Here is a 13,100-nt window from a genome sequence, read left to right as displayed (position 1 = left end):
CTCATGATCAGCAGTCGGAACATCGGCGTGGTGGCGGCGGTGGCCACGCTGCTGGCCGCCGCACCGCTGTCGGCCATCTTCCAGGGCTGGACGTGGTTGATCGAGTCCATCATCGCGGTCGCCGTGGTGGCCGGGGTGGCCGCACTGACCCGACTCGTCCGGGCACCGCTGTGGGGTCAGGTGCTGGGCATGCTGGCCGGCCTGATGCTTGCCCTGACCTGGTTGTTCCCCAGCGGCGAGGAGCTGCTCGCGATCCTGCCGACCCCGGGCACCTTCGCGTACTTCGGTGACCTGCTCGCCGGCTCCATGCAGGACATGCGTTCGTACGGGGTCGAGGTCCCGGACACTGACCCGCTGCTGTTCATCGCCGTCCTCGGCGTCGGTGCGGTCGCCGTGCTGGTGGACGTGCTGGCCGTGGGGTTGCGTCGGCCCGCCCTGGCCGGGCTGCCGATGCTCGCCATCTACTCGGTGCCGGTCGCCGTCTACGTCGACAGCGTCCCCGCGGTGCCGTTCGTGGTGGGCGCCGCCGGTTACCTCTGGCTGCTGGTCACCGACAACGTCGACCGCGTACGCCGCTTCGGGCGGCGGTTCACCGGTGACGGCCGCGACGTCGACGTGTGGGAGGCCTCCCCGCTGGCGTCCGCCGGCCGCCGGCTCGCGGCGGTCGGGGTGGCCCTGGCGGTGCTGCTGCCGTTGGCGGTGCCCGGCATGACCGGCGGGCTGCTCGACTCGCTCAGCCGAGGGTCGGGCAACGGCACCGGGAACGGGGGCGGCTCGGGTGGCACGTCGGGTCGGATCGACCTGTTCGCCTCGCTCGCCGGCCAGCTCAACCAGTCCCAGGTAGCCGACCTGGTGAAGGTGAAGACGTCCGAGCAGAACCCGTTCTACCTGCGCTACGCGGTCGCCGACGAGCTGCGCCCCAGCGGTTTCCAGGCGCGCAACCCCAGCGGCCGGTCGGTGAACCGGGACCTGCCGAACCCGGCCGAGAGGGCCGGCCCAGGCGTGCAGCAGGCCACCTACCAGGCGACGGTCGAGGTCACCAAGAGCCTCAGCATGTCGCTGATGCCGGTGTACGCCGAGCCGACCCGCACCGACGACCTCAGCGACAACTGGCTCTACGACACCAACCAGCAGGTGGTCTTCTCCAACCGGGAGAACTCCCGGGGCCGGAAGTACTCCTTCGACTACGTCCGCTCGACCTTCACGCAGGCGGCGTTGCGGGCCGCGCAGCCACTGCCGGCCGACCATCCCGTACGCCGTCAGATGACCGCCACCCCCGCGCCGGTGCCCGAGGTGGAGGAGCTGGTCAAGGGGTTGATCCAGGGCAAGCGCACGGACTACGACCGGGTGTTGGCGATCTACCAGCACTTCTCGGCGGACAACGGGTTCAGCTACCGGTTGAGCACCGAGAGCGGCAGCAGCGGTCAGGACATCGTCAACTTCCTGACCAACAAGGTCGGCTACTGCCAGCAGTACGCCGCCGCGATGGCCTGGCTGGTCCGCTCGGCCGGCATCCCGGCCCGGGTCGCGTTCGGGTTCACCAACGGCAGCAAGCGCGACGGTGACACCTACACGCTGACCAACCTCAATCTGCACGCCTGGACCGAGGTCTACTTCGACGGGGCCGGTTGGGTGCCGTTCGACGCCACCCCGGCGTACGGGGTGCCCGGCGCGACCCGGTCGCCCTGGGCGCCGGACAACGACGCACCGGAGACGCCCAGCCCGGACACTGAGGTCCCGACCACACCGACGGACCCGGGAGCCTCGGCCGGGCCCTCCAGCCCGGACAACGCCGACCGGGAAACCGACGAGGGGTTCGCAGCCGGTGGGACGACGCCGGACGAGCAGCCACCGGTCTGGCCCTGGTGGGCGGCGGGCCTGGTGGCACTGCTGGCGCTGCTCGCGGTGCCGGCACTGCGCCGGTTGGCGCTACGCCGCCGACGGGGTGGCCGCGAGGTGCGCGCGGCGGTGGCCTCCGCCAGTGTCGACGGCGACAGCAAGCCGGGGGCGCGACCGGTGGTGGTCAGTGTGGACGCCAGCCGGGCCCGCGCGGACGCGCACGCCGCCTGGGCGGAGCTGCTCGACACGCTGGTGGACTTCCGGGTCCCGGTTGATCCGACCGAGACGCCCCGGGCGACCGCGGACCGACTTGTCCGGGACGCTCTGGACGACGACGACGACGAGGCGATCGGGTCGGCGCGGCTGCTCGGCCGGGCGGAGGAGCGGGCCCGCTACGCGCGGGATCCGCTGACCGGTGAGCGGTTGTTGCCGGCGCTCCGCGCGGTCCGTGCGGCGCTCGCCACCCGGGCGGACCGACGGACCCGCCTGCTCGCCACGGTGCTGCCGCCCTCGGTGTTGCTGCGCTGGCGTACCACCCTGGCGGACAGGTCCGGCCGGATGGTGGCGTTCACCGGGCGGGCCCGGTACCGCCTGCTGCGGTGGAACCCTCGACGGATGCTGGCCGACCGGGCAGCTCGCTGACCGGGCAGTTCCCCGACTCGCTGACAGGGCAGTTCCAGATCCGGGGCGGCGGCCACCACCGCCGCCCCCCTGTCTGCCCGCCTAAGGTGCCGCCACCCAAGATCGTGCCCGATCCAGGAAAGAGGCCCCTCCCTGGCGCACGATGCCACTCCATCCGGGATCGAGCACGATCATGCGGAAAGGTGGTCCTGCGGAGAGTGATCAGCGGGGAAGAAGGGCGCGCGGATACGACGGAGGTCGCCGGGGGCCTGCCCGGCGACCGCTCGTCGCGGCGTACGGCCCGCCTCAGCGGCGGGACCGGCTCAGCGGTGCCCCTCCGGGCGCTGCCGCCACCTGTCCTCCATGCGGTCCAGGATCGACGACCGGCGACCGGATCGGCCACCGCGCGGACGACGGCGACTCGTCGTGCCGCCCACCACGTGCAGGTCGGGTGACTGCGCCCGCCGGTGCGACTGCACCGCGAACGCGGCCGACGCCAGCATGACGACAAAGCCCGCCACCGCCAGTGGTGGAGTCTTGATCACCGCGCCATAGACCAGTAGAGCCAAGCCAGCGATGATGACGCCGGCGGCGACGAGCAGGCGACGCCGCGCATGGAAGCGCGGATCGCTGGCGCGCACGGCCGAGGCGAATTTGGGGTCCTCGGCAAGCGACCGCTCGATCTGCTCGAACAGCCGCTGCTCGTGCTCCGAGAGCGGCACGGCACTCCTCCCCGGTCACGTTGGTCGGGCCCACTCGGGCCGACAGACCGTGGCAGCCATCCGGCTGCTTACCCGCAAGTCTACGAGGGGGGTCGCGCGTCGGAAAGCGGGACGACCTATGGGCGGGGTGGATTTTCGTTTCGACGGGGATCACGGTCGCCCATCAGACTGGCCGGACCTATGACGGACCGCCCGAAACGGGCAGCGGCGGCGTCCGCGGCAGCTTCCGCCTCGCGCCAGCCGCGCTCGGGGGCGCCGAGGGTGAGTTGCCGGGGAGCGCCCTTCGCCGGGGCGAGTCCTTCCACCCGGACACCGACGAGTCGGATCCGCTCGCCCGGGTCCAGTGCGGTGTAGAGCGCCCAGGCCGTGTCGAACATCTCACGGGCGGTGTCGGTGGGCACGTCGAGGGTGCGAGATCGGCTGACGGTGCGGAAGTCGGCCAGCCGGACCTTGAGCGAGACGGTGCGCCCCACCTGGCCGGAGCCGCGTAACCGGACGCCGACCTTAGCGCTGAGCGCGAGCAACGCGCGGCGGATCTCCAACGGGTCGGCCACGTCGACGTCGAAGGTCACCTCGGCGCCGATCGACTTGTCGACGTGCTCGGGGCTGACCCCGCGCGGGTCGCGACCCCAGGCCAGCTCATGCAGGTGCGACGCCGAGGCGGCACCGACGGCTCGACGGAGCATGCCCACCGGCGCCTCGGCGAGGTCGCCGACGGTGGCCAGGCCGAGCTTGCGCAGCGCCTCCGCGGCCCGCTCCCCCACCCCCCACAGGGCGTCCACCGGCAGCGGGTGCAGGAAGTCGAGCACCTGCGCCGGAGGCACGACCAGCAGGCCGTCCGGCTTGGCCCGGGTGGAACCCAGCTTGGCCACGAACTTGGTCGGCGCCACCCCGACCGAGCAGGTCAGCGCCTGCTCGTCGGCGACCCGGCGACGGATCAGCCGGGCGATGGTGGCCGGCGAACCGAAGAGCCGCCGGGCGCCGGTCACGTCGAGGAACGCCTCGTCGAGGGAGAGCGGCTCGACCAGCGGCGTGACGTCCCGGAAGATCTGCATGACGGCCCGGGAGGCGGCCGAGTACGCGGAGAAGTCCGGTGGCAGGTACACCGCGTGCGGGCAGCGGGCCCGGGCCTGGCTGGTCGGCATCGCGCTGCGTACGCCGTACCGGCGGGCCTCGTAACTGGCCGAGCTGACCACGCCGCGCGGGCCGACGCCGCCGACGATCACCGGCCGGCCACGCAGCTCGGGGCGGCGGCGCACCTCGACCGCGGCGAAGAAGGCGTCCATGTCGACGTGCAGGATCGGGCTGGCGGAGTCGTCGGCGTCCGGCCCGAAGCGCGGATCGTCGCCCCGGGGCAACGACTGACTGCGGCCCATCCCGGCAGGTTAACCCGGGGGTACGACACCACCATCGGCCAGTGGGCCGAACCGCCCCCGGGTCAGCCCCGGACGACCAGCAACGGCACTGTCAGCTCGGCGGCGGTGTCCGACCCGTGGTAGGCCACCAACTTCGACGCCATCGGCCGCTCGGTACGGCTGGCCATGACCGCGTACGTGTCGTTGCAGGTCACCACCACGTCGCCGACGCGGCCCAGGTGTTCCTCGGGCACCGGCCCGAACCAGCCGGTGGCCACCACCTCGTCGCGGGTGCGTACCCGGGCCGTGGCGCCCAGCACCGCCGACCAGGCGGCCAGCACGTCCTCGGTCGCGCCCGGCTCGGTGTGCAGGTAGCGGACCCGGGCCTCGCCGGCCACCAGCCGCACACCGGCCCGCAGCCGCGGATCGGTGTCCAGGTCGAAGCGGTGCGCGGCGGGAATGTCGAGCTGACCGTGGTCGGCGGTGACCAGCAACGCCGCGTCCGGGGGCAGCCCGTCGACCAGCCGGGCGAGCAGGGCGTCCACCTCGGCGGCGGCGACCCGCCAGGGCTCCGAGTCGACGCCGTAGACGTGGCCGTACCGGTCCAGGTCGGCGTGGTAACCGGAGACCAGGGTCGGCCCGGAGCCGGTGGCCAGCGCGGCCAGCATGGCGGCGGCCACCGCGTCTCCGCCGGCGGCGCCCCGGAAGTCGCCACCCCGGTTGGCGGCGACTGTCAACCCGCTGCCGCCGAACTCCGGCCGACTCACCACTGTCGTCGTCACCCCGGCGGCGCGGGCCCGCTCCAACTGGGTGGGCACCGGCTGCCAGCGCAGCGGCGACGGATCGGCGGCCCAGTCCGTGTGGGTGAGCACCCGATCGGTGCCGGGCACCCGGACGGTGAAGCCGAGCACCCCGTGCGCGCCCGGCGCGACACCGGTGCCCAGCGACACCAGGCTGGTCGGGGTGGTGGACGGGAAACCGGCGATCAGCGGGCGGGCCACCGTCGCGGCGAGCCCGGCGAGCGTCGGCGCGTACGGCGCCGCGGTCGGCAGCTGGTACCAGCCGAGCCCGTCGACCAGCAGTACGGCGATCCGGCGTACCCCGGCCAACGAGGGCACCAGCCCCAGCGGGTCGGTCGAGCCGGGCACCCCCAGCACGGCCAGCGCGCTGGGCAGCACGTCGGCGAGCCGGCCGTCGCCGTGCTGCGGCCCGAGGATCGCCAGCGGCGCCGGCACGTCACCGGCTTCGGCGGTCATGCCGGCCGGCGGGCGAACAGGTGCAGTTGGGCGGCCAGATCCCGGTACGGCGACTGGGCGGCCAGCGCACGTTCCAGCTCGACCAGGGCTGCGGGCTGACCGTCGGCGACAGCGGCCGGCAGCAGGTCGGCCAGCACGCGTACCCCGTGGATTTCCTCGACCACCAGCCCGGCGGCGCCGAGCAGCGCGGCGGCGCCCGGGGCGTCGTAGCGTCGGCGCAGCGTGTCGCGCGGCCCCGCGGTGCCGGCCGGATCGGCGGCCACCGCGGTGGCGACGTCCAGGTGCCCGTTCATCGCCCGGCCCAGCACTGCGGCGGCCCGGCCGGCCACCAGCACACTGGCCGCCCCGCCCGGGCGCAGCGCGCTGGCCAGCGCGGCCACCACCGGCGTCGGGTCGTCGACCACCTCCAGTACGGCGTGGCAGAGCACCAGATCGACGCCGGCCGGCTCGACCAGCCCGGCGAGGGCGTCGCCGTCGCCCTGCACGGCGACGATCCGGTCGGCCACCCCGGCCTCGGCGGCGCGGCGGGTGAGCGCGGCGAGCGCGTCGGGGCTGGCGTCGACGACGGTGACCCGATGCCCGGCGCGGGCCAGCGGAACGGCGAAACCGCCGGTGCCGCCGCCCACGTCCAGCACGGTGAGCTCGGCGTCGCCGCGCCGGTCCAGCTCGGCGCGGAGCACCGACCAGATCACGGCGGTGCGGGGTGTCAGCGGCGGCTCGGCGAACCGGCCTCGGGTCTGCTCCACCCGGCCGAGCCTAGTCACCCGGCCCGGTGGTGGCGCGGGCGTGTGGTGGGTGCGCCCACCACACGCCCGATCGGTGCGTGGTGCGGCGGGAGGTCAGGCCTCGGCACCCTCAGTCTCGTCCTCCGCCCGGGACCGGCGCTCGTTGGCCACCGGACCGTTGGTCACCTCGTACTCGCGGGGGTCGGCGAGGTGCGACGGCACCCAGCCGTTGCCCAGTCGGGTCCGCCGGGCGTTGGCGATTCCACCGGTGTACGCGTGATTTCCCGTCACTGTCGTTCCCCCTCACGGATCACGGGCCGCTCTGCCCGCTCGCAACGAGTCTCCCGCTCGGCGGCTCGGGAAACCGTAATGTGGATCACTGGATCAGCGGAAGTCACGGGACGCGGGGCTCACCGGCGGCTCGATGGCGTCCAGCCGGTCGGCGACCAGGTTGGTCACCCCCTCGTGCCGCTGCAACCGCCCCCGCACCACGAGCGCGGCGCTGGTGCGGGCCACCCGCCGGTAGCGCTGCCACAGCCCCGGCGAACAGGTGACGTTGAGCATCCCGGTCTCGTCCTCCAGGTTGAGGAAGGTGACCCCGCCCGCGGTCGCCGGGCGTTGCCGGTGGGTGACGATGCCACCGACCCGGATCCGTTGCCCCGGCTCCACCCGGCCGAGCCGGGCGATCGGCACCGCGCCGAGCACGTCGAGTTGCCCCCGGATGAACCGGGCCGGATGGCTCTCCGGCGACAGCCCGGTGGCCCACACGTCGGCGACCAGCCGGTCCACCGCCTCCAATCCGGGCAGCGTGGGCGCCGCCGCGCCGGTCACCGTGCCGGGCAACCGACCCGGCCGGTCCTGGGCCGCCGCGCCGGCCGCCCACAGCGCCTCCCGCCGGGTCAGCCCGAAACAGGCGAAGGCGTCCGCGGTGGCCAGCGCCTCCAGCTGCGCGGCGGTGAGACCGAGCCGCCGGGCCAGATCCGGCATGTCACGGTACGGCCCACCGGCGACCCGTTCGGCCTCGATCCGTTCGGCCACGTCGGCGCCGAGGGTCCGCACGCTGGACAGGCCGAGCCGGACGGCGGGGCCGCCCAGCCCCCAGGCGTGCGGCGGCTCCCCCGGCCCGCTGCCCCACCGGGTGTCCGGGGTGGACTCCAACACCGCCTTGGCCCCGCTGGCGTTGATGTCCGGACGGCGCACCTCCACCCCGTGCCGGCGGGCGTCGTCGACCAGGGTCTGCGGCGAGTAGAAGCCCATCGGCTGGGCGTTGAGCAGCGCGGCCAGGAACGGCGCCGGGTGGTAGCGCTTGAGCCAGGAACTGGCGTACACCAGGTAGGCGAAGCTCATCGCGTGGCTCTCCGGGAAGCCGTAACTGGCGAACGCGGTGAGCTTGCGGTAGACGTCGTCGGCCAGCTCACCGGTGATGCCCCGCTCGGCCATCCCGGCGTAGAGCCGCTCGGCGATCCGGGTCATCCGCTCGACCGACCGTTTGGCGCCCATCGCCCGGCGCAACTGGTCGGCCTCGGCCGCGTCGAAGCCGGCCAGGTCGATGGCGAGCTGCATCAGCTGCTCCTGGAACAACGGCACACCCAGGGTCTTCTCCAGGGCGTTACGCATCAGCGGGTGCGCGAAGGTCACCGGCTCCTGACCGTTCTTGCGCCGGATGAACGGGTGCACCGAACCACCCTGGATCGGGCCGGGCCGGATCAGCGCCACCTCGACCACCAGGTCGTAGAACTCGCGGGGCTTGAGCCGGGGCAGGGTGGCCATCTGGGCGCGGCTCTCCACCTGGAACACCCCGACCGAGTCGGCCCGGCAGAGCATGTCGTAGACCTCCGGGTCGTCCAGGGTCATGTCACCCAGGTCGAGACTCTCGCCGATCATGTCGTAGCCGTAGTGCAGGGCGGAGAGCATGCCCAGGCCGAGCAGGTCGAACTTGACCAGGCCCACCGCCGCGCAGTCGTCCTTGTCCCACTGCAGGACGCTGCGCCCGGGCATCCGCCCCCACTCCACCGGACAGACCTCGATCACCGGCCGGTCGCAGATCACCATGCCACCGGAGTGGATGCCCAGGTGCCGCGGGAACGTCTGCAACTCGTTGGCGTACTCCACCACCTGCTCGGGGATATTCTCCACATCGACGGTGGCCACCGAGCCCCACCTGTCGATCTGCTTGCTCCAGGCGTCCTGCTGCCCCGGCGAGTAGCCGAAGGCCTTGGCCACGTCCCGCACCGCCGAGCGGGGCCGGTAGGAGATGACGTTGGCGACCTGGGCGGCGTGCTCCCGGCCGTAGCGGGTGTAGACGTGCTGGATCACCTCCTCCCGACGGTCGGACTCGATGTCCACGTCGATGTCCGGTGGGCCGTCGCGTTCCGGGGCGAGGAACCGCTCGAAGAGCAGCCGGTGCCGCACCGCGTCCACATTGGTGATCCGCAAGGCGTAGCAGACCGCCGAGTTGGCCGCCGAGCCCCGGCCCTGGCAGTAGATGTCCTGGTCACGGCAGAACCTGACGATGTCGTAGACCACCAGGAAGTAGCCGGGGAACCCCAGCTCCTCGATCATGTTCAGTTCGTGGTCGAGCTGCGCGTACGCCGCCGGGTGCGCCTGCGGCGGCCCGTAGCGTTCGTGCGCCCCGTCAGCGGTGAGCTTGCGCAGCCAGCTCATCTCGGTGTGCCCCGGTGGCACCGGGTACGCCGGCAGCTGCGGCGCGACGAGTTGCAGGTCGAAGGCCAACTCGGCGCCGAACTCGGCGGCCCGCGCCACCGCACCCGGGTACGCGGCGAACCGGGCCGCCATCTCCGCGCCGCTGCGCAGGTGGGCGGTCGCCGCCGCGGGCAGCCACCCGTCGATCTCGTCCAGGCTGCGTCGGGCCCGCACCGCGGCGACGGTGGTGGCCAGCCGCCGCCGGCCAGGGCTGGCGTAGTGCACGTTGTTGCTGGCCACCGTCGGCAACCCGGCCGCCGCGGCCAGCTCGGCGAGCGCGTCGTTGCGGTCGGCGTCGACGGGGTGGCCGTGGTCGGTCAGCTCCACCGCCACCGTCTCCGCGCCGAAGAGCGCGGTCAGCCGGTCCAACTCGCGGGCCGCCGCGTCCACCCCCTCGGTGAGCAGCGCCCCCGGCACGTGCCCCTTGCGGCAGCCGGTCAGCACCAGCACGTGGTCCTTCAGCTCGGCTGCGACCTCTTCCAGCTCCCCGTAGACCGGACGGCCCTTCTCCCCGCCGCGTAGCTGGGCGCGGGCGATGCTGGTCGCCAGCCGGGCGTATCCCTCGTGGCCGTGCGCGAGCACCAGCAGGTGCGCGCCCTGCGGGTCGGGCTCGCCGTTCTGCGGACCGGGCAGGTCGAGGGACAACTCCGCGCCGAAGATGGTCGGCAGGCCCAGCGTGCGGGCCGCCTCGGCGAAGCGGACCACCCCGTAGAAGCCGTCGTGGTCGGTGACGGCGAGCGCGGTGAGCCCCAGCCGGGCCGCCTCCTCGGCCAACTCCTCCGGGTGACTGGCGCCGTCGAGGAAGCTGAAGTTGGTGTGCGCGTGCAGCTCCGCGTAGGGCACCACGCCGTCGGGGCGGGTCAGCTCCGGCGGCTGGTACTGCTCACGGCGGCGGCTCCAGGCCGGGGAGTCACCACCATCGGCGTCCACGGCGAGCGGGTCCACCACGTGCAGGTGCCGCTCACCTCTGCTCCCGCGGTTGCCACCCGCTCGGGTGTCACCGGCCCGGCCGGAGAGCACGCGCTCCAGCTCCGACCAGGGCATCTTCGGGTTGTGAAAGCTCATCCGGCCGCTCCGGCCGCGCTGCTCGGCCCGGTACTGCTCGGCCGAGGAACGCTGGGCGACCGGGTCGACGACGGACACGACGGCGGTCGCCCCGCCGGCGGCGAGAGGTGCGATGAGCGTGATGACTCACCGGCATCTTGATGCCGGTGAGTCATCACGCTCATCAGGACGTCTGTTCCCCAGCCAGCGCGGAGCCAGCCGACGCCGGGCAGGGATCGACCTGACTCAGTCATAGATCGCCTCCACCAACCACTGCCCCGACTCCACGGCCAGCAGCAGGGCAGCACCGTCGGCCAGGCTGACCTGGAACCGGGCCCGGCGGCGGGCCTCGGCCGGCGCCCACCAGCGCTCGTCCACCGGCCACGGCCCGGCCCAACCCACGATCTCCGCTGGCTGACCGGTGCCGACCACCAGTCGGGCGGGCGCGGCGCTCACCGCCAACCGCGCGCTGATCACCACCGGCTCGCCAGCGGCGTCGTGCACGGTCGCGGCGAGCGGACTGGGCAGCACCACGGCGGGCGCGGGCGGCGGCAGCCGGCCCGGCCACGGCGGGGTGCCCTCACCAGCCCTCGCGCCGGCCGGCGGGCCGGGCCGGGCCGGGAGTCGTTCGTCGCCCCACGGCACCAGTCGCACCTGGTCGGCCGGAGAACGCCCACCACCGAGCACCGCGGTGACCACCGCTTCCGGGCCGAGGATGCCCTGCACCCGGCTCAGCGCCCGGTGCGCGCGTTCCCGCTCCTCGCCGGTCTCCCCCCAGAGACCGGCCTGCAGACCGGCCTGGGCGATCACCCCGTCCGGGACCAGTCGCAGCCGGATGATGCCGGCGGTCGGCCGGGCCGCGCGGGCACCGGCACGACCGTTGCTGCCGGAGAGCCACCCGTCGAGCTGCCAGCGCACCCGGTCGGCGATGGCCGCGGCGGTGAGCAGGCCATCGTGCCGCCACACCCGGTGCAGCTCCTGCCCGTGCTCGGTGACCGCCTCGATGCCGAGCCGGGTGCAGGCCAGCCCGTGCCCGGCCAGCCGCTCGTGCAGCTGCTCGGCCAACGCCCGGGCCACGAACGCCGCCGCGTCGACCCGGTCGATCGGCTCGTCGTGCTCCGAGGTCACCGTCAGGTCGGCCGGCGGCTGTCGGACGGCGAGTGGGCGGTGGTCCCGCCCGGCGGCCAGCCGATGGGCCAGCGCACCGTCGAACCCGAACCGGGCCAGCACGTCGCCGGCCGGCAGCGCGGCGAAGTCGCCGAGGGTACGCACCCCCAGCCGGCGCAGCAGGTCGGCCAGCGCCGACCGGCCGAGCGCCTCGACCGGCAACCCGGCCAGGAACTCCGGTGTCCCGCCCGGGGCCACCACCCGGCCGGCGCGAGCGGCCAACCCTGCCGCGAACACCCCGTCGGCGATGCCGACCTGGCTCTCCACCAGGCAGGACTGGGCCACGTGCTCGATGATCCGCTCAGCGGCCGCCTCCTCGCCGCCGAGGTAACGGCTCGGCCCCCGGGCGGCCACCGCGCAGGCGCCCGGACGGACCACCTCGACGCCGGCCACCAGTTCCTCCACCGCGGCGACCACCGGCTCGAACGCCCGGGCGTCCCGACCCGGGTCGTACTCCACGACGGTGAGTTGGGGGCAGCGGCCCTGCGCCTCCCGTTTGCGCAGGCCCCGACGCACCCCCTCGGCGCGGGCCCGCTCGGAGCAGGCGACCACCCGGTTGGCGTGCAGCACGGCGACCGGGCCGGTCGCCGGCACCCCGTCGACGATCTCGGCGGCGAGCACCGGCCAGTCCGGGCACCACAGCAGCAGGGTCCGTGCCGGCGCGCCGGTCATCCCCGACCGACCAGGGCGAGCGGCGCGGCCGACCGGCCCACGGGCGACGGCGGCGTACGAGGGATCACCCGGGTCAACTCGTCGCCCGGCAGCCAGACCTTGATCTCCTTGGGTCGGGCGGCCGCCCCGCGCCCGCGCGCCGAGACGGTGATCTCCCGGCGGCGCAACCGCCCCCGGCCCAGCCCGAGCCCCTCCCAGACACCACGGACCACCTGCAACGTCACGTCCGCGCCGTCCCACCGGCCGTACGGGACGAGCACACTGCCGCGCTGCCGGGCCCGGGCGGCCAACCGGGTGGCGACCGAGGCGGAGACCGTCGCCGGCACTGTGGTGACCACGACGTCCACCCCGTCGATCAGCGCGGCCACGACGGTGGCCCACTCCGGGCCGGGGTTCGGCACCAGGGCCAACCGGTCCAGGGCGATGCCCAGCTCAGCGGCCGCGCCCGCGCCGAACGTCGGCACCCCGACCACGGCACACCACGAGCCGGCCCGGGACGCCGCGGCGAGCAGGGCCAACATCAGTGAGGTGCCGCCGCTGCGGCTGGGCTGGCCGGCGGCGACCGCGATGGTGCTGCCCCGGCGCAGGCCCCGGTTGGGCAGCAGACCGGTCAACTCGGGCACCACCGGCAGCACCCGGTGGCCACCGACCGGGTCGGGTGCGCTCGCCGGGCGCACCAGATCGGCCAGCGCGGCGGAACCGACCACCATGCGGCCCGCCATTGGACCAACTCCCCCGTCGTTGCTGTGGATCAGATCAGGACCGGCACGCCGTGCCCCCCCCCCCCCCGCTCACCCCCACCCCCCCCCCCCCCACCCCCACCCCCGCCAACCCCCCGCCCACCGTCACGCTCGCCCCGCCCCCCGCCCCCGACACCGTCGGCGGCGCCGCCACCATCACCGCCACCGCCACGGGTCTGGCCTCGCTGGCGGTCACCGCCACCGAGATCGACAACGACACCCCCGGCGGCGACAACACCTACATCGCGAAGTTCCT

At 74.2% G+C, this 13,100-nt stretch carries 10 protein-coding genes; 2 read left to right on the top strand and 8 right to left on the bottom strand.

Features of this window, described 5'->3' with window-relative positions:
* Window positions 1-3: 3 nt before the first annotated feature.
* Complete coding sequence (locus tag KBX26_RS20005; protein WP_030334540.1) at window positions 4-2,481, top strand: DUF3488 and transglutaminase-like domain-containing protein; 2,478 nt, start codon at window positions 4-6, stop codon at window positions 2,479-2,481.
* 302 nt (window positions 2,482-2,783) lie between these two features.
* Here the strand turns inward: KBX26_RS20005 and KBX26_RS20000 are convergent, their stop codons facing one another.
* From KBX26_RS20000 to KBX26_RS19965, 8 genes are all read right to left on the bottom strand, one after another.
* Window positions 2,784-3,182, bottom strand: a complete 399-nt coding sequence (locus tag KBX26_RS20000) for a DUF3040 domain-containing protein (RefSeq protein WP_030334542.1) — start codon at window positions 3,180-3,182, stop codon at window positions 2,784-2,786.
* 116 nt (window positions 3,183-3,298) lie between these two features.
* Window positions 3,299-4,558, bottom strand: coding sequence for a DNA polymerase IV (locus tag KBX26_RS19995; protein WP_210866145.1), 1,260 nt, complete (start codon window positions 4,556-4,558; stop codon window positions 3,299-3,301).
* Window positions 4,559-4,620: 62 nt separating this feature from the next.
* Window positions 4,621-5,793 carry an alkaline phosphatase family protein gene (locus KBX26_RS19990; RefSeq protein ID WP_210866144.1) on the bottom strand — a complete coding sequence of 391 codons (1,173 nt, stop codon included), beginning with the start codon at window positions 5,791-5,793 and terminating at the stop codon, window positions 4,621-4,623.
* Window positions 5,790-6,557: a methyltransferase domain-containing protein gene (locus KBX26_RS19985; RefSeq protein WP_030334547.1), complete on the bottom strand. Its 768-nt coding sequence runs from the start codon at window positions 6,555-6,557 to the stop codon at window positions 5,790-5,792. Before KBX26_RS19985 ends, KBX26_RS19990 begins: the two co-directional genes overlap by 4 nt.
* A gap of 75 nt (window positions 6,558-6,632) precedes the next feature.
* Complete coding sequence (locus KBX26_RS19980; protein ID WP_167337320.1) at window positions 6,633-6,809, bottom strand: hypothetical protein; 177 nt, start codon at window positions 6,807-6,809, stop codon at window positions 6,633-6,635.
* 93 nt (window positions 6,810-6,902) lie between these two features.
* Entirely contained in the window at window positions 6,903-10,286 is a 3,384-nt protein-coding gene (locus tag KBX26_RS19975) for an error-prone DNA polymerase (RefSeq protein ID WP_210866180.1), read from the bottom strand.
* A gap of 225 nt (window positions 10,287-10,511) precedes the next feature.
* Window positions 10,512-12,104 (bottom strand): DNA polymerase Y family protein, encoded by a 1,593-nt coding sequence (locus KBX26_RS19970; protein WP_210866143.1) that lies wholly within the window; start codon window positions 12,102-12,104, stop codon window positions 10,512-10,514.
* Window positions 12,101-12,826, bottom strand: coding sequence for a hypothetical protein (locus tag KBX26_RS19965; RefSeq protein ID WP_030334553.1), 726 nt, complete (start codon window positions 12,824-12,826; stop codon window positions 12,101-12,103). Before KBX26_RS19965 ends, KBX26_RS19970 begins: the two co-directional genes overlap by 4 nt.
* Before the next feature lie 50 nt (window positions 12,827-12,876).
* Here KBX26_RS19965 and KBX26_RS19960 point away from each other — a divergent pair.
* The coding region (locus tag KBX26_RS19960) for a hypothetical protein (protein WP_210866181.1) at window positions 12,877-13,100 on the top strand (224 nt) is incomplete at its 3' end.

The organism is Micromonospora sp. C97 (assembly GCF_018070385.1).
Taxonomy (GTDB): domain Bacteria; phylum Actinomycetota; class Actinomycetes; order Mycobacteriales; family Micromonosporaceae; genus Micromonospora; species Micromonospora parva.
Note: the sequence above shows the minus strand (reverse complement) of the source record. Positions and strands in the feature narration are given on the sequence as shown.